The sequence below is a fragment of the Phytobacter sp. RSE-02 genome (genome assembly GCF_040578655.1).
GTDB classification, from domain to species: Bacteria; Pseudomonadota; Gammaproteobacteria; order Enterobacterales; family Enterobacteriaceae; genus Phytobacter; species Phytobacter diazotrophicus.
This window is the reverse complement of record NZ_JBEULY010000002.1, coordinates 426773-442984: the sequence shown is the minus strand read 5'-3', so window position 1 is coordinate 442984 and position 16212 is coordinate 426773. Positions and strand designations below refer to the sequence as shown.

The window sequence follows — 16212 nt, the reverse complement described above, 5'->3', positions numbered from 1 at the left end:
ATGACTACCTGTTTAATATCATTTGGGCACGTTTTACAGCAATGGGCTAAAGAAGTAAAACAGTCGTTCTGCGATCCGGTGCCAGAACGGTCGTTTAACCCACAGACGCGCGTCCAGCAAGCGAGACCGCGAAATATAATCATCCTGCACGGCCGCCAGATCGCTGCCAAAGCCGGTATCGTCGATAACCAGTGTAATCTCAAAATTAAGCCACAGACTACGCATATCAAGGTTCACTGTTCCCACCAGGCTTAACTCGCCATCGACCAGCACGCTTTTCGTATGCAGAAGTCCGCCTTCAAACTGATAGATTTTTACCCCCGCAGCCAGTAGTTCGGTGAAAAAGGCCCGGCTTGCCCAGCCAACCAGCACCGAGTCATTCTTACGCGGCAGGATAATGCTAACGTCAACGCCTCGTTGCGCGGCGGTACAAATGGCATGCAGAAGATCATCGCTGGGGACGAAATAGGGCGTCGTCATAATCAGGTATTCGCGCGAGGCATAAACCGCGGTCAATAATGCCTGGTGAATAAGGTCTTCCGGAAATCCCGGACCAGAGGCAATGGTGTGGATTGTGTGCCCGCTGGCCTGCTCGAACGGCATGATATTGGCATCCGGTGGCGGTGGGAGGATGCGTTTCCCGGTTTCTATCTCCCAGTCGCAGGAGTAGACGATCCCCATCGCGGTAGACACGGGGCCTTCCATCCTTGCCATTAAATCGACCCATTGACCGACGCCCGCATCCTGTTTGAAGAAGCGGGGGTCCACCATGTTCATACTGCCGGTATAGGCGATGTAATTATCGATAAGGATCATCTTGCGGTGCTGGCGCAGGTCCATACGACGCAGAAACACACGCATCAGATTAACCTTTAACGATTCGACCACTTCAATACCTGAATTGCGCAGCATGCCGGCCCACGGACTGCGGAAGAACGCCACGCTGCCTGCTGAATCGAGCATTAAACGGCAATGCACACCACGACGGGCCGCCGCCATCAAGGATTCGGCGACTTGATCGGCCATTCCTCCTGGCTGCCAGATATAAAAAACCATCTCGATGTTATGGCGGGCTAGCTGAATGTCGCGGATCAATGCCTGCATCACGTCATCTGAGGAGGTGAGCAACTGGAGCTGATTACCTTTCACGCCCGCAATGCCCTGACGCCGTTCGCAGAGTTTGAACAGAGAAGTGGCGACGCTGCTGTTTTCAGTCGCAAAAATATGGTGATACGTCTTAAGGTCTTTTAACCACTTGGCAGTGGATGGCCACATCGCACGAGCGCGCTCAGCGCGGCGCTTACCAAGATGTAGTTCCCCAACGGACAGATACGCAATAATTCCCACCAGAGGGAGAATATAAATAATCAGCAGCCATGCCATGGCAGAAGGGACCGCACGGCGCTTCATTAGAATGCGCAGCGTCACACCAGCGATGAGCAGCCAGTAGCCCAAAAAGATCAGCCAACTCACAACCGTGTAGAAGGTTGTCATAACAAAAAATCCTTTTGAAAATCTGATATAAGGAGTTTACGCATAAGGACTCATCTGGCAAACAAAAACGGCGCTGAAAAGGACTGGTCTGGTGACATCCAGGGTTTATAATGGGGGTTCTTTGTTAGGAAAGAGTCGTAGAAATGAAGCGTAGTAGAACGGAAGTGGGGCGCTGGCGTATGTCCCGGCAGGCCAGTCGTCGCAAGGCGCGCTGGTTGGAAGGGCAGTCCCGTCGCAATATGCGTATCCACGCGATAAGAAAGTGTATTCTTAATCGGCATCGCAACGCGTTAGTTTTTGATTTTTATGGGTTCTGATGGTCCTGGGCACCTTTATGGTGCCCATTGTTTTTTATCTCTTTCTCAAAAGGGTGAATGCTGCATGTCTGTTATTGATAGTTTGATTGCTTTTACCCTTGCGGCGACATTGCTCACGCTCACACCGGGTCTCGATACCGCACTAATTTTACGTACTGCCGCGGTGGAGGGCCGGAGTCAGGCATTTAAAGCAGCCTTTGGCATTAACACCGGTTGTCTCATCTGGGGGGCTGCCGTTGCCTTCGGCCTTGGGGCATTAGTTGCGGTATCGGAACTGGCATACTCTATTCTCAAATATTGTGGCGCTGCCTATTTATGCTGGCTGGGCGTGAATATGCTCATTCGCCCGCGTAGCGCTGTTTTCTCTGTTGCGGGTGAAGATAAAAAGCAGAACTGGTTTATTCGTGGCATGTTAGGCAATGTACTGAATCCCAAAATGGGTATTTTCTACGTCTCTTTTTTGCCACAGTTTATTCCGCATGGGCAGCCGCTTATTATTTGGACATTTGGCCTGGTGATGATTCATGTGGTGCTGGGAACCATATGGTCAACAACGTTAATCGCGGCGACGCGCCCATTGTCATCATTTTTACGTAAAGAAGCCGTTATACGCTGGATGGATCGCACTACCGGGGTTGTGTTTTTGCTTTTCGCAACCCGTCTTGCGCTAAGTAAACGTTAATTTCGCCTTTGGATAACCATGAATAAAGAAGCCATTATTTTTCTCGCCCTGGCGATCGTCAGTGAAGTCATTGCGACCACTGCGCTTAAAAGTTCCGATAGTTTTACCCGCCTGGTGCCCAGCATCATCAGTATTGTTGGCTATTGTATTGCATTCTGGTGTCTGACCATCCCAATGCGCACCATACCTACCGGGGTGATTTACGCCGTCTGGTCCGGGGTAGGGATTGTATTAATTGGTACAGTGGGCTGGATTATTCACGGACAGAAACTGGATTTTCCGGCGATGCTGGGGATGGGGTTAATTATTGCTGGCGTGGTTATTATTAATTTGTTTTCAAAAACGATTGCCCATTAAACACGGGTAAAAGAAAGGGGTATTATGATTTTTACCCCTTTGTTATTTCTGACAGTCAGAACACCTTCTTAAACGGCTTAACGATGACGTGCTGGTAAACACCAGCCGCGACGTACGGGTCAGCGTCGGCCCAGGACTGCGCCGCTTCCAGAGATTCAAATTCAGCGATAACGGTTGATCCGGTAAAACCCGCCGCACCCGGATCGTTACTGTCTACGGCTGGCATAGGGCCTGCCGTTAATAAACGACCTTCGTCATGGAGCAATTGCAGACGTGCCAGATGAGCCGGGCGCACGGAAAGGCGTTTTTCGAGGGAATCAGCAACGTCCTGTGAGAAAATTACATAAAGCACGGGTAGGGCTCCTTCATTATGAGAAAACAACTACGTTATGTGAATCCATAAATGCCTGCAACGCAAAGATGATGGCGCGTGAACTTCCCCTTTCAGTGCGGCCTTTTTTTAACCATATGCGCGCAAAAACCGGGGCAGATGCGATGGCTGGTTGAATATGATTGCTATTTGCATTTAGAATCTAGCTTTGCTTTTTCAACTGAAACGATTATGACTTCAATGGCCCTTGATTTACCCCGTCGCTTTCCCTGGCCGACACTGTTGTCCGTCGGTATGCATGGCGCTGTCGTGGCGGCCATCTTGTATGCCTCGGTACATCAGGTTATTGAATTACCGGCACCCGCTACGCCGATTACGGTGACCATGGTGACACCCGCAGAGCTGGAGCCGCCGCAGGCGGTGCAGCCACCACCAGAACCCGTTGTGGAGCCGGAACCCGAGCCAGAACCCGTTCCCGAGCCGCCAAAAGAAGCGCCGGTGGTAATCCACAAACCTGAACCGAAGCCCAAACCTAAACCGAAGCCTAAACCGGAGAAAAAAGTCGAGCAGCCTAAGCGTGAAGCAAAACCGGTAGAACCCCGCCCGGCGGCACCGGTAGAAAGTAACGCACCGCCACGGCCGGCGATGAATAACGCACCAGCCATCGCCACCAAACCTGTGCCATCGGTCCCGGCAGGCCCGCGCGCATTAAGCCGCACCCAGCCCCAATATCCTCCGCGTGCACAAGCCTTACGTATCGAAGGACGTGTTCGCGTGAAATTTGACGTATTACAGGATGGACGTATCGACAACGTGGAAATTCTTTCAGCGCAGCCGGCGAATATGTTTGAGCGTGAGGTGAAAACGGCCATGCGTAAATGGCGTTATGAACCGGGTAAACCAGGCACCGGCATCACAGTTAACATTATCTTCCGTATGGACGGTGGCGCGACAATGGATTAAGCAATGAAGCCTCCAGATGGAGGCTTTTTTATGCCTGCACGGGCAGCGGTCGCGGTTTGCCGTCGTTATCCACGGCAACATAAATAAACAGTGCATCCGTGGCCTTATAACGTTGACCAATAGGTTCTGAGGCAACCTTTTTAATCCAGACTTCGACGTTGATGGTAACCGACGTATTACCGCGTTTCACACAGCGCGCATAACAGCACACCACATCGCCCACGGCGACCGGGCGCAGGAAAGTCATACCATCGACGCGGACAGTGACGACGCGTCCGTGAGCGATCTCTTTAGCAAGGATTGCTCCGCCCATATCCATCTGCGACATCAGCCAGCCGCCAAAAATATCACCGTTCGCATTGGTGTCTGCCGGCATTGCCAGTGTGCGCAGGACAAGTTCGCCCTGCGGTGCATCCTGAGTGTTAGACATGATTATCTCATCAATAAAGAAGGGGGAATTCTGGCGGGATGCTACTATGGATTTATGGCTGAAAACAATTAGATAAGCTGATATGTAGAAAAAAAACCGGGCAGTGCCCGGTTTTTTATGTACCACTCAGGATTTATCGTTTCAGGGATAAGCAAGATATCCCACCGGGGCAAAAGCTGGTGTCCACCTGTTCAACTCAGGTCATCAATAAAAACGGCATGAAACCATAGTCTCTTCACGATTTAAGAAGGATTGTTGCTACGCGATTATCTGAATTAGTAGCTCCTCCGCACGTCATTGAAAAACTGCTGGGGCATCAGATTGAAGAGTGATGGACAGGTACAACCTGCATGATTATATGGGCGATCCGCATGAAGGGTTAGGTATCTGGCAGCATCATTCAACAACCATGATTGGGTATGGTCTTTGACCAGGCGAACCGATTTGATGACTCAAGGGCATGGGTACTGCAAAAAATGGTAGGTATTCAGTGTATATCTGTAATTATGCTTTATTCAGATAAATCTTAAGATTATTCTACGGACTGTTTATGAAAAGGAGGTTGTAATGCTTGACAAGTATATATCGAATACAATCGAAGAGAATAATCGAGCAGAAGTGGTAAAAGCAGCATTAGAAATTGCAAAGGTATCTGTTGGACGCTATGACGCTGCTGCGGCATGCAAAGCAGATAGAGAAATGCAACATGTTGCACAGCAAATTAAAGCTCTCACTGATGCTATCGCTGATGCTTTAAAAGTGTCGTGATACTGACATTTCAGCCGATTGCAGCCTCGCTCAATAGCGGGGTTTTTATTGCACACGCGCATCTTAACGAGATCTTTCTGTTGTGAGCCTGGGGAACGCTGTGCTTCCAGGGCCTCCTAATGGCGGGCATTTAATTGAGCCCAACGGGTTCCCGAAATGCCAAATTTAATTTTTTCAATCAAATCTGCTGTGACATCAATTCCTTTAAGATCATCTTTTACAGTATCTACATTGCCGTTTACGTCCATGTTTTTCAGAAGCTTATCATAGGCAAAGAAGCTCTGTTCCAGACTGATAATTGTCACATTACCGTGCATGGTTCCTGGCCTGGTATTGGTTTTGCGTTCACGGATGATCCATTCTATATCCTGTTTTACCTTTTTTATTTCGTAACATATATAAATCATACTCTTTCAAAATAGGGGCTTGTTAATGGCACTCAACGCAAAACAGGACAGGTTCTGTCGCGAGTACCTCGTTGATTTAAACCCCATGCAAGCAGCTATACGGTTGGGTACAGCAAACCGTATAGCTGCCCAGAACGTGTCAAAATTTGACATCCTAAACAGGATCGCCGAGCTCAAAGCGAAGCGGCAACGAAGTTGTCGGTATTGATGCTGCTTATGTGCTCCGGCGTTTGGTTGAAATCGACCAGATGGATATTCTGGACTTCCTCAATCAGGCTGGCAGCCTGAAAGCGATTCGTCTGTGGCCATGGTTGTGGCAAACCACGCTTACCGGACTTGAAATCGCAAGATAAGTCAGGTATTCCTCTCGCGTTTGCGTCTGGGCGAATCGTCCGCAATGAGTACCTTCATTCAGACCGATTCAAAGTAGATGAACTCCTGGAATGTCGAAAAGGTTAAATAAGGGGCCAGAAGGGAGGATTTTCGTTGGCGGAGGGGCGAGATAAAGGCGACTGCCCGCGATGTGATGAGTAGCAACATCATCAAAAAAAGAAGCACGCTTCGTTTAATGTGGACACGATAGCGTGCTTATATGATTTTTTACACACCAATAAAACAATTAATTCATTGAAATTATTGGTTTTAATTTTTGAGTTATGGTTTATCGTCCTGCGGCATGTGACGATAGATATAAACACCACTTAATACGGTAAAGATAAGGGTCAGCGCCGTTAAGCCAAACACTTTGAAATTCACCCAGATATTCTGCGGCAGCCAGAAGGCGATATAAATATTGGCCAGACCACAAAGGATGAAAAACAGCGCCCAGGCAAGGTTGAGGCGCTCCCATACTACCGGGGGCAGGGTGAGCTCTTTACCCAGCATGCGCTGGATAAGTGGTTTTTTCATTACCCACTGGCTAAACAGCAAGGCACCGGCAAACAGGGCGTAGATAACCGTGACTTTCCATTTAATGAATTCGTCATTGTGGAAGAAAATCGTCAGTCCACCGAAAACGGCCACCAGCACAAAAGTAATCAGCGCCATTTTTTCGACTTTACGGTAACGCACCCAGCTATAAATCAGGACAACAGCCGTAGCGATGATCAAAGCTGTCGTTGCTGCATAAATGTCATACAGCTTGTAAAAAGCGAAAAACACCACCAGTGGGAGAAAATCAAGAAACTGCTTCATTCTACGGTTCCGTTAAATTGCCTGCTTCGCAGGCGAAAAATCACTGACGTATCAGCATATACAGGCGAAACAGATAAATGAGCAAAGCGACAGATATCATGTTGCTCACCGTGTTTGCGACCACCGCACCGACTTCCGGCGTAAGAAACGCTAAATTATGTGCAAACATCAACAGTGCGATTTTTGCCAGCAACCAGCCGATGACCGCAGGTGCGACCAGACGCATATTGTTCCAGCCCAGACGCATACTGCCACGCATCGCCGAGAAGACGCCCGCGCGATCCTGAACCATCATCACCGGTGCGAACGCCAGCAAAATAGCCAGTAATACGCCGGGTACGAAGATGAACATCATGCCGATTTGCACCATAAAAGTTGTCAACATGAACAGGATAAACAGCGCGGGCAAAACCGGCGCACTGGCACCGATAGCACGAAGCGCGCTAACGCGTTGCCCTGCCGAGATCATCCGGATCATCATCAATGTGCTGCCCGCCAGGATGGCATTCCCGATCAAACCGGAGAAGGTGGCTGCCGCTGATAAGCGTAACAATACCTGCTGCTGTTCCGGCGTCATATTGCGGACCAGGTCAAACAACCCGGTGCTTTCCGCCAGATAATCACCTTCACCCAGGATCGAAAGCTGGGCGTCACTGGGCGAAAAGACGCGCCCTAACAGCACTGTAATAAATGCACATAGAAGTGCAATCAGTAAAATGGTAACAAACTGATTACGAAAAAAATTCCCCGTGTCACGGTAAACGGATTCTGCCGTGATAGACATGCACTCTCCTTGAGTTCTGCAATGTTAAATTCATCACAATTGTACCCTGAAAGCGCCATCGGTGGCAGCCTCCGTGGATGTATGGAAAAGCATATCTTTGTAAAGCGGTGGTAATCCGTAATACGCACGGGCGCGATCGCAGGCCTCATTGGCCTCGTCATTCTCGCCCGACATCATAAATTCGCGGCACGGAGATGGCCGTTGCTCATAAATACGGCAACGTGCTGACTCACCCGGAATGCCTTCCAGCGCGACACAATGGCTTCGCTTCTGATTGGTTCCGCGCATACAGCGTAAAAAGGGGGTGACAGGCTCAGTCAGTTGAGCTGGTACGGAACCACCAGCGTCATCCGCTTCGGCCCAGTAGAAAGAGACACGAAAATAAGCACAACAGGCTCCGCACGACATGCACGGGTTGAGATCACTCATGGCACACCTGCAATAACTACGCATCAATTCAAATTGTGAGTTCATTAAAGTAGACCCACGGACACGCGTCGGCAAGAGGGGGCGATAACGATTTTTTTAGCAAGTTTAAACGGCAAAATTGATGTGAATACAAAAACTAAAAGTGTGAACTGGCAGCCAAAATTAACTCAGATCAATAAATGTTAAATTAACGAATGTAATGTGATCCAGATTGGATCACGATGTACTTATTTATAGGTATATTCACGGCGCCTATGAAAAACCACATACATGGAGTGGATATGAATAAATTAGCCGTGGCAGCATTGATCCTCAGCAGTCTTTCCGCAGGTGCGTATGCGCATGAAGCGGGTGAATTTTTCATGCGTGCCGGTTCCGCGACTGTGAGGCCGACGGCGGGGTCGGATAATGTGTTAGGGAGTCTGGGAAGTTTTAACGTCGATAATAATACCCAGCTTGGCCTGACCATGACGTATATGGCAACGGACAACGTTGGCGTGGAATTACTGGCAGCGACGCCGTTTCGTCATAAAGTAGGAACCGGCCCAACCGGTAATATCGCAACCGTTCACCATTTGCCCCCAACGTTGATGGCACAGTGGTATTTTGGTGATGCCGCAAGTAAAGTCCGCCCGTATATTGGTGCGGGTATTAACTACACCATGTTCTTTGATGAAAAATTCAACGATACGGGTAAATCGGCTGGACTTTCTGATTTGAGCCTGAAAAATTCCTGGGGCGCGGCAGGACAGGTAGGGGTGGATTATTTAATTAACCGTAACTGGCTGATTAATGCCTCGGTCTGGTACATGGATATTGATACGGACGTTCGCTTTAAAGCGGGAGGCGCGCAGCAAAGCGTGAGTACGCGTCTCGATCCGTGGGTATTTATGTTTGCTGCTGGCTATCGCTTCTGATAGCTGCTACAGAAAACTGGCCGCATAAGGGTGGCCAGTTTTTATCAACGAGAAATTCAGGTGAGTTTTTTCAGCACACCGTACGATCCCCAATTGATGACTATTGCGGCAATAACCCCTATAAGCCATGGAATACGTGAACCGGCAAAATAGTAATGGCCTATATAACTGCCAAGGGTGAAACAGGTGAAAATCGTCGCAATTGTAAACCAACCTCTTATCAATGCGGCTTTATTAAACATATGGACATCCTTCCCATTAAAGACATCAGCGTCTGACGGATGATGAATACCTACGTAGTTTACTGTCATCCGTGTCCCACATATCCGCGACATTATTAAGCCTTAGCGTTATGCAGGCAATGCAGAATTGACCCGCGATAGCCGTCGCGAGTCAGGATTGTGTTGTAGTTAACAGTCAGCCACCGGATGAATAAACGGGAAACGACAGGTCGCTGAAAACGAATAATAAGACAGACGCATCAGCAGAGAATGAGTGCTATTTGTGAAATGGGACTGTGCAGACGCTGTGTCAGTTAGCGGAAAAAAAACGCCCGGCGGCGGGCCGGGCGTCAGGAGGCATTACTGACGAGTGCCAGCTTTCATCGCCCGGACAAACGCGCCAAGTTCTTCGAGCATCACGGCAGGTTTATCAAGGTTCTTCTCGATAATTTTGACGATAGCGGAACCTGATATTGCCCCGGCAGCGCCCGCATCAATGGCTGCGGTCACCTGGTCAGGCGCAGAGATGCCAAACCCTTGCAATGGCGGCGCAGCATGATACTCGGTCAGTTTTTCAACCAGGTGGTGGAGCGGCAACGCGGCACGGTTTTCCGCCCCGGTAACCCCGGCACGGGAGAGCAGATAGGTATAACCGCGACCGTGCGAGGCGATTTGACGCAGCAATTCATCATCGGCGTTTGGCGGGCAGATGAAGATCGGCGCGACATTATGACGCAACGCGGCCTGACGGAACGGCGCAGACTCCTCCACTGGCACATCGGCGACCAGCACTGAGTCGACACCCGCTTTCTCGCACTGGGCATAGAACTCATCTATACCGCGGCTAAAGACGAGGTTGGCATACATCAGCAGGCCAATCGGGATCGTCGGATGTTTCTGGCGAATCGCGGCCAGCATTTCAAAACACTGGCTCGGCGTGACGCCTGCGGCAAAGGCGCGCAGCGTGGCGTTTTGAATGGTCGGGCCATCTGCCAGGGGGTCTGAAAACGGGATCCCTAATTCCAGTGCATCGGCGCCGGCTTCAATCAGCGTATCGATGATTTTCAGTGATTGCTCAGGTGAGGGATCGCCCAGCGTGACAAAGGGAACAAATGCACCTTCCTTGCGTTCCTTCAATTGTTTAAAAAGTGTCTCGTAGCGTTCCATCAGATTTCCCCTCGCGCTTTCAAAATATCGTGTACGGTGAAGATATCTTTATCTCCACGGCCAGACAGGTTAACCACCAGCAGTTGCTCTTTTTCCGGGTTCTCACGCATCATTTTCAGCGCATGGGCCAGGGCGTGGGAGGATTCGAGTGCTGGAATAATCCCTTCGTGGCGGCACAGCGTCTTAAAGGCTTCGAGTGCTTCGTCATCGGTAATAGAGACATAATCCGCACGACCGGTGCTGTTCAGATAAGCGTGCTGTGGCCCCACGGACGGGAAATCCAGCCCCGCAGAGATAGAGTACGACTCCTCGATCTGGCCTTCATCGGTCTGCATCATTGGGGATTTCATTCCGAAATAGATCCCCACGCGGCCATGCTTAAGCGGCGCGCCGTGTTCACCGGTTTCGATACCGTGTCCGGCAGGTTCGACCCCAATAAGGCCAACACTGGTTTCTTCAATGAAATCGGCAAACATGCCGATCGCATTGGAGCCACCGCCCACGCAGGCGATGACGGCATCCGGCAGGCGGCCTTCTTTTTCGAGGATTTGCACTTTGGTCTCTTCACCGATCATCCGCTGGAATTCGCGCACAATGGTCGGGAAGGGGTGCGGGCCTGCGGCGGTACCGAGCATGTAGTGCGCGGTATCGTAGCTGCCAGACCAGTCGCGCAGTGCTTCATTACAGGCGTCTTTCAGGGTGGCGGAACCGCTGTGTACCGGGATCACCTCTGCGCCCATTAAGCGCATACGGAAGACGTTTGGCGACTGACGCTCCACATCTTTCGCCCCCATGTAGATGCGGCATTTCAGGCCGAGCAGGGCGCTGGCGAGCGCCGATGCCACACCGTGTTGCCCGGCACCGGTTTCGGCGATGATTTCCGTTTTACCCATCCGTTTGGCCAGCAGCGCCTGTCCTAATACCTGGTTGGTTTTGTGCGCGCCGCCGTGCAGTAAATCTTCACGCTTCAGATAAAGGGTGGTATTGGTCCCTGCGGTAATGTTCTGGCATTTGGTCAGTGCGGTCGGGCGACCGGCGTAGTTTTTCAGTAAATCAGTGAACTGCGCCTGAAACTCAGGATCTTTTTGCGCGCTAACAAAGGCTTCTTCAAGCTGACGCAGTGCAGGCATCAGGATTTGCGGCACATACATGCCACCAAACTCACCAAAATACGGATTTAATAATGTCGTCATGGTTTTCTTCCTTAATAAGCGCGTAAAGTTCGGAATACCGAGGCCACTTTATCGGCGTCTTTTTTCCCGGGTTCAGACTCTACGCCTGAATTGAAATCGAGTCCGGCACAGCCGGTTTTGGCCGCCTCCACGCAGTTATCTGCGCCAAGTCCGCCTGCCAGCAGTACGTTGTCCAGCGTTTGCCCTGACAGCAGGCTCCAGTCAAAACGCTTACCGCTACCGCCCTGGCCGTTATCAAAGACATACTTATCGACATGATTCAGGTCGCGGGCGGGCAGGGTGTCGCCCACGCTGAGCGCTTTCCAGATTTGTACACTATCCGGCAACTGCTTACGCAACGTGTCGATATAGTGCTGATCTTCACTGCCGTGTAACTGTACGGCGACTAACCCCAGTTGCTCCACGTTGGCCGACACGGTTTCGACCGGCGCATTACGGAACACACCAACGTACTGGAGCGGTGCGCCCGCCATGACCGTGCGGGCCTGTGCGACGTTGACGGCACGGAGAGAAGAGGCGACGAAAATCAGACCGCCATAAATCGCTCCCGCTTCATAAGCGACCAGCGCATCTTGCGGGCGCGTCAGGCCGCAAACTTTGTTCTCGCCAAGCAAGACGCGTTTAACGGCAGCGTCCAGATCGTCATGAGACATCAGCGCGGAACCAATCAGGAAACCATTGGCGAAATGGCTCAGTTCACGCACTTGTGCATAAGTGTTAATCCCTGATTCGCTGATAACCGTTACCCCAGCGCCCAGGCGCGGAGCCAACTGACGTGTACGATTCAGATCGATGGACAGATCGCGCAGGTCGCGGTTATTGATGCCGACCACTTTTGCCCCAAGCGCGATAGCGCGCTCCAGCTCTTCTTCATTGCTGACTTCGGTCAGTACACCCATGCTCAGGCTGTGGGCGACGGCAGAGAGCTGGCGGTATTGCTCATCATCCAGTACCGAGAGCATCAGCAGGCAGGCATCGGCCTGGTAAAAGCGCGCCAGATAAATCTGGTAAGGGTCGATAATGAAGTCCTTACACAGAATCGGCTGATGCGCGATCTGGCTGACAACAGGCAGGAAATCAAAACTGCCCTGGAAATATTTCTCGTCGGTCAGTACGGAGATGGCCGACGCATGGTGTTTGTAAACCCCGGCGATTCGCGCCGGGTCGAAATCATCGCGAATCACCCCTTTTGACGGGGATGCTTTTTTGCATTCCAGGATAAACGCGGTGCGCGTACCCTGCAGGGCGTCGTAGAAGCGACGAGTGCTCGGCACCACGTCATTCTGAAAACTGGCCAGCGGCTGCTGCTCCTTGCGGGCGGCTACCCAAATCGCCTTATCCGCGACGATTTTTGCTAATACGGTTTGCATTCTTTACCCTCTTGCCGCAAGTGCGGTGACTTTGTCATAGGCGGCGCCGCTGTGCAGCACCTGCAAAACTTTTTGCGCGTTAGCTTGCAAATCCTCTTCACCATGTAAACGCATCAACATGGCGACATTTGCAGCGACGGCGGCCTCATGGGCGGCTTCACCTTTACCTTGTAGTAAGCGTGTCAGAATGTCACGGTTTTCTTCCGGTGTGCCGCCTGCCAGTTGCTCCTGGTGATAGGGCGTCAGACCGAAATCAGCAGCGGTAAGCTGGTAGCTTTTGATCTCGCCGTCACGCAATTCAGCCACCACCGTCGGAGCATGCAATGACACCTCATCCATCCCACCGCTGTGCACAACGGCCGCACGTTGATAGCCCAGAACACGCAGGGTTTCGGCAATGGGTAACACCAGTTCCGGGCTGTAAACACCGATCAACGCCAGCGGCGGGTGCGCCGGGTTAATCAATGGCCCCAGGACGTTAAACAAGGTGCGCGTTTTAAGCTGCTGGCGCACCGGCATCGCGTGGCGGAACCCGGTGTGATACTTCGGTGCAAATAAGAAACAGACCCCCAGTTCATCCAGCGCAGTGCGGGATTTATCCGCATTCATATCCAGATTAATGCCGAAGGCTGCCAGTAAATCGGATGATCCGGAACGGCTGGAAACGCTGCGGTTACCGTGTTTGGCAACCTTAAGCCCACAGGCCGCCGCCACAAAAGCGCTGGCGGTGGAAATATTGATACTGTTGCTGCCGTCGCCACCGGTGCCCACGATATCGGCAAACGGATAGTCCGGGCGTGGGAACGGCGCGGCATTTTCCAGTAACGCGGTGGCCGCTCCGGCGATTTCATTGGGGTGTTCACCACGCACTTTCATGCTGACCAGCGCTGCGGCCAGTTGTTCAGGCTTCAGCTCGCCGCGCACCACGGCAGAGAAAAGCTGGTGGCTTTCCTGTTGGCTCAGGGTTTGCGCCTGATACAGTTTTTCCAGTACTGGTTGCAGGGTATTGGTCTGCTCCAGTTTCTGCAGCGCCCAGGCCAGGGTTTGTTCCAGCAAGCGGGCGCCTTGCGAAGTCAGAATGGATTCCGGATGGAACTGGAAGCCACACACGCGATCCGCATCGTGACGCACGGCCATCACCATGCCATTAAAATGCGCGTTGATGGTTAACCCTGCCGGAATGTTGCTGCCCACCAGTGAATGGTAGCGCGCCACCGGCAGCGGGTTCGCCAGCCCGGCAAACATGGCCTGACCATCATGTTCAATGCTCGAGGCTTTACCGTGCAGAATTTCGCCTGCCTGACCGACATAGCCACCATAGGCTTCTACAATTGCCTGATGTCCCAGACAGATGCCGATAATCGGCAGTTTGCCGCGCATGCGGGTCAGCAACTCAGGCATGCAGCCTGCTTCTGACGGCGCCCCTGGCCCTGGCGAGAGCATCAGCACCGGGTTTTTCATGGTCGCCAGGCGGTCAATCAGGGTTTGTGCCGGAACATGGTTACGGTAAATCACCACGTTATGCCCGCTGGCGCGCAGTTGATCCGCCAGGTTATAGGTAAATGAGTCGATATTATCGAGCAGCAGAATGTCAGCCATCAGAAGGTCTCCTGAGCGTTATGCGCTTTAGCTATGGCGCGCAGAACCGCGCGGGCTTTATTACGTGTTTCATCGGCTTCTGATTGCGGTACTGAATCCAGTACCACGCCAGCGCCTGCCTGAACGGTGGCGACACCGTCTTCAACCCAGGCAGAACGAATCACGATGCAGGTATCCAGGTCGCCGTGGGCGGTGAAATAGCCCACCGCGCCGCCGTAACTGCCACGACGAGAGCCTTCTGCATCGGCAATAAGCTGCATGGCGCGTACTTTTGGGGCCCCACTGAGCGTGCCCATGTTCATACAAGCGCGATAGGCGTGGAGCACGTCCAGGTCCTGTCGCAGTTCACCGACCACACGCGAAACCAGATGCATTACGAAGGAGTAGCGGTCGACTTTGGTCAGATCTGCCACATAGCGACTGCCTGGAGTACAAATGCGCGCCAGATCGTTACGCGCGAGGTCAACCAGCATCAGGTGCTCGGAAAGCTCTTTATGGTCGGTACGCATTTCGAGTTCAATACGGCTATCCAGGTCGCGATCCAGGGAACCGTCGGCGCGACGTCCGCGTGGGCGAGTCCCGGCGATCGGGTAGATTTCAATCTGGCGTGAGGTGGCATCATATTTGAGAGAGCTTTCCGGCGAGGCGCCGAACAGGGCGAAGTCGCTGTCCTGCATAAAGAACATGTACGGGCTTGGGTTGCTCTTTTTCAGCACTTCATAGGCGGCCAGCGGTGACGGGCACGGCAGGGTGAAACGGCGAGACGGCACGACCTGAAAAATCTCACCGGCACGAATCGCTTTTTGCATCTGGCGCACAACCGCGCCGTACTCTTCATCGCTCTGGTTGCATTCGCAGCGCATATCGCTGACAGATTCAACCGGCAATGGCCCTGGCGGCACATTTAATTGTTCATGCAGAGTTTCAATTCGTTGAGTCAGTCGCGCTTTTTCGTCAGCATCTGCGGAAAACAGGCTCACCTGAATACGGGTGTGACGCTTCTGATGGTCGATCACCAGTAAGGTTTCTGCCAGATAAAAGCAGTAGTCCGGGCAGCGACGGTCATGGCTCAGTGCAGGTAAATCTTCGAATCCGGCCACCAGGTCGTAGGCAAACAGGCCGCCGAAGAACATGGCTTCGCGCTCATCGGCAGGGACATCGACCAGCCCCTGTAACAGACGGAAGGCATCGAAAACAGAGAGTGAACACAGGCGTGCGTCTTCGTCGAGCAGGGTGCTGACGGGCGGAAAACGTAATACGCGAGCATCTGCCCGGACGGTGTTTTCTACACCAGCCGGAAGCGCGGCATCCAGCAGCGGTAACAGAGACGCGCCGTTTTGCGTTAACGCCTCAATAGTGACAGTGTCACCCAGCGCGGTAATGCGCAGCGCGCTATCCACCAGCAGCAGGCTTTTTAAATCGTTTTTGCTGTCGATATCGGCGGATTCCAGCAATAAGGTTGCCGGGCGTGCACCACACAGTTGATGGAATAACGCGGTCGGGTTCTCCCGGTACAGCGCGTTGCTGGTGAGCAATTCGAGTGTCGGTTTTTGCGTTTGCATAGTTGCTCTCATAAATGTGTTCAAAAA

19 protein-coding genes, 2 pseudogenes and 1 other annotated feature (1 of these 22 running past the window's edge) are annotated in these 16212 nt (G+C 52.0%); of the genes and pseudogenes, 8 read left to right on the top strand and 13 right to left on the bottom strand.

What is annotated here, in order from left to right:
• Positions 1 to 33: 33 nt before the first annotated feature.
• Positions 34 to 1494 carry a cardiolipin synthase gene (gene cls, locus ABU190_RS05720; protein WP_039076985.1) on the bottom strand — a complete coding sequence of 487 codons (1461 nt, stop codon included), beginning with the start codon at positions 1492 to 1494 and terminating at the stop codon, positions 34 to 36.
• A gap of 143 nt (positions 1495 to 1637) precedes the next feature.
• On the opposite strand from cls, the gene ABU190_RS05715 reads away from it, so the two are divergent.
• The 3 genes from ABU190_RS05715 (at position 1638) to ABU190_RS05705 (ending at position 2850) form a co-directional block, all read left to right on the top strand.
• Positions 1638 to 1811 (top strand): YciY family protein, encoded by a 174-nt coding sequence (locus ABU190_RS05715; RefSeq protein ID WP_125124753.1) that lies wholly within the window; start codon positions 1638 to 1640, stop codon positions 1809 to 1811.
• Between the two features lie 64 nt (positions 1812 to 1875).
• On the top strand, positions 1876 to 2493 hold the full coding sequence (locus ABU190_RS05710; protein WP_079497532.1) for a LysE family translocator: 618 nt from the start codon (positions 1876 to 1878) through the stop codon (positions 2491 to 2493).
• Positions 2494 to 2511: 18 nt separating this feature from the next.
• Positions 2512 to 2850, top strand: coding sequence for an SMR family transporter (locus tag ABU190_RS05705; RefSeq protein WP_271851960.1), 339 nt, complete (start codon positions 2512 to 2514; stop codon positions 2848 to 2850).
• A gap of 55 nt (positions 2851 to 2905) precedes the next feature.
• Here the strand turns inward: ABU190_RS05705 and ABU190_RS05700 are convergent, their stop codons facing one another.
• Complete coding sequence (locus ABU190_RS05700; RefSeq protein WP_039076911.1) at positions 2906 to 3202, bottom strand: YciI family protein; 297 nt, start codon at positions 3200 to 3202, stop codon at positions 2906 to 2908.
• A 210-nt stretch (positions 3203 to 3412) separates the two neighbouring features.
• Between ABU190_RS05700 and tonB the strand changes: the two genes are divergently transcribed.
• Complete coding sequence (tonB, locus tag ABU190_RS05695) at positions 3413 to 4144, top strand: TonB system transport protein TonB (RefSeq protein ID WP_271851959.1); 732 nt, start codon at positions 3413 to 3415, stop codon at positions 4142 to 4144.
• A 28-nt stretch (positions 4145 to 4172) separates the two neighbouring features.
• Here the strand turns inward: tonB and yciA are convergent, their stop codons facing one another.
• Entirely contained in the window at positions 4173 to 4574 is a 402-nt protein-coding gene (gene yciA, locus ABU190_RS05690) for an acyl-CoA thioester hydrolase YciA (protein WP_193796047.1), read from the bottom strand.
• 149 nt (positions 4575 to 4723) lie between these two features.
• On the opposite strand from yciA, the pseudogene ABU190_RS05685 reads away from it, so the two are divergent.
• A pseudogene (locus ABU190_RS05685) lies at positions 4724 to 5004 on the top strand (tyrosine-type recombinase/integrase); the annotation flags it as partial.
• A 137-nt stretch (positions 5005 to 5141) separates the two neighbouring features.
• Positions 5142 to 5342: a hypothetical protein gene (locus tag ABU190_RS05680; RefSeq protein ID WP_317077646.1), complete on the top strand. Its 201-nt coding sequence runs from the start codon at positions 5142 to 5144 to the stop codon at positions 5340 to 5342.
• 116 nt (positions 5343 to 5458) lie between these two features.
• Here the strand turns inward: ABU190_RS05680 and ABU190_RS05675 are convergent, their stop codons facing one another.
• The gene (locus ABU190_RS05675; RefSeq protein WP_354690675.1) at positions 5459 to 5659 is read right to left on the bottom strand and encodes a hypothetical protein; all 201 of its coding nucleotides are present in this window, start codon (positions 5657 to 5659) and stop codon (positions 5459 to 5461) included.
• A gap of 115 nt (positions 5660 to 5774) precedes the next feature.
• On the opposite strand from ABU190_RS05675, the pseudogene ABU190_RS05670 reads away from it, so the two are divergent.
• Positions 5775 to 6093 (top strand): annotated as a pseudogene (locus ABU190_RS05670) (terminase small subunit); the annotation flags it as partial.
• A gap of 310 nt (positions 6094 to 6403) precedes the next feature.
• Here ABU190_RS05670 and ABU190_RS05665 read toward each other — a convergent pair.
• The 3 genes from ABU190_RS05665 to ABU190_RS05655 are packed head-to-tail and all read right to left on the bottom strand — an operon-like array spanning position 6404 to position 8156.
• Positions 6404 to 6943 (bottom strand): septation protein A, encoded by a 540-nt coding sequence (locus ABU190_RS05665; protein ID WP_039076913.1) that lies wholly within the window; start codon positions 6941 to 6943, stop codon positions 6404 to 6406.
• 40 nt (positions 6944 to 6983) lie between these two features.
• Positions 6984 to 7727, bottom strand: coding sequence for a YciC family protein (locus ABU190_RS05660; RefSeq protein ID WP_125124751.1), 744 nt, complete (start codon positions 7725 to 7727; stop codon positions 6984 to 6986).
• A gap of 33 nt (positions 7728 to 7760) precedes the next feature.
• Complete coding sequence (locus ABU190_RS05655) at positions 7761 to 8156, bottom strand: YkgJ family cysteine cluster protein (protein ID WP_354690674.1); 396 nt, start codon at positions 8154 to 8156, stop codon at positions 7761 to 7763.
• Positions 8157 to 8437: 281 nt separating this feature from the next.
• Here ABU190_RS05655 and ompW point away from each other — a divergent pair, with 281 nt between their 5' ends.
• The gene (gene ompW, locus ABU190_RS05650; RefSeq protein WP_071194075.1) at positions 8438 to 9073 is read left to right on the top strand and encodes an outer membrane protein OmpW; all 636 of its coding nucleotides are present in this window, start codon (positions 8438 to 8440) and stop codon (positions 9071 to 9073) included.
• A 56-nt stretch (positions 9074 to 9129) separates the two neighbouring features.
• Here the strand turns inward: ompW and ABU190_RS05645 are convergent, their stop codons facing one another.
• The 6 genes from ABU190_RS05645 to ABU190_RS05620 all read right to left on the bottom strand — a co-directional run bounded on the left by ABU190_RS05645 (position 9130) and on the right by ABU190_RS05620 (position 16185).
• A complete protein-coding gene (locus tag ABU190_RS05645) occupies positions 9130 to 9384 on the bottom strand; it encodes a hypothetical protein (RefSeq protein ID WP_354690673.1) in 255 nt (84 codons plus the stop codon).
• Positions 9385 to 9654: 270 nt separating this feature from the next.
• Positions 9655 to 10461: a tryptophan synthase subunit alpha gene (trpA, locus tag ABU190_RS05640; protein ID WP_039076918.1), complete on the bottom strand. Its 807-nt coding sequence runs from the start codon at positions 10459 to 10461 to the stop codon at positions 9655 to 9657.
• The gene (trpB, locus tag ABU190_RS05635) at positions 10461 to 11654 is read right to left on the bottom strand and encodes a tryptophan synthase subunit beta (RefSeq protein ID WP_079497527.1); all 1194 of its coding nucleotides are present in this window, start codon (positions 11652 to 11654) and stop codon (positions 10461 to 10463) included. The genes trpA and trpB overlap by 1 nt, the downstream gene beginning before the upstream one ends.
• A gap of 11 nt (positions 11655 to 11665) precedes the next feature.
• Complete coding sequence (trpCF, locus tag ABU190_RS05630) at positions 11666 to 13024, bottom strand: bifunctional indole-3-glycerol-phosphate synthase TrpC/phosphoribosylanthranilate isomerase TrpF (RefSeq protein WP_354690672.1); 1359 nt, start codon at positions 13022 to 13024, stop codon at positions 11666 to 11668.
• A gap of 3 nt (positions 13025 to 13027) precedes the next feature.
• Entirely contained in the window at positions 13028 to 14623 is a 1596-nt protein-coding gene (gene trpD, locus ABU190_RS05625) for a bifunctional anthranilate synthase glutamate amidotransferase component TrpG/anthranilate phosphoribosyltransferase TrpD (protein WP_079497526.1), read from the bottom strand.
• On the bottom strand, positions 14623 to 16185 hold the full coding sequence (locus ABU190_RS05620) for an anthranilate synthase component 1 (protein WP_271851188.1): 1563 nt from the start codon (positions 16183 to 16185) through the stop codon (positions 14623 to 14625). The genes trpD and ABU190_RS05620 overlap by 1 nt, the downstream gene beginning before the upstream one ends.
• Before the next feature lie 22 nt (positions 16186 to 16207).
• Positions 16208 to 16212 (bottom strand) — a sequence feature (Trp leader region) (it continues 90 nt past the right edge of the window).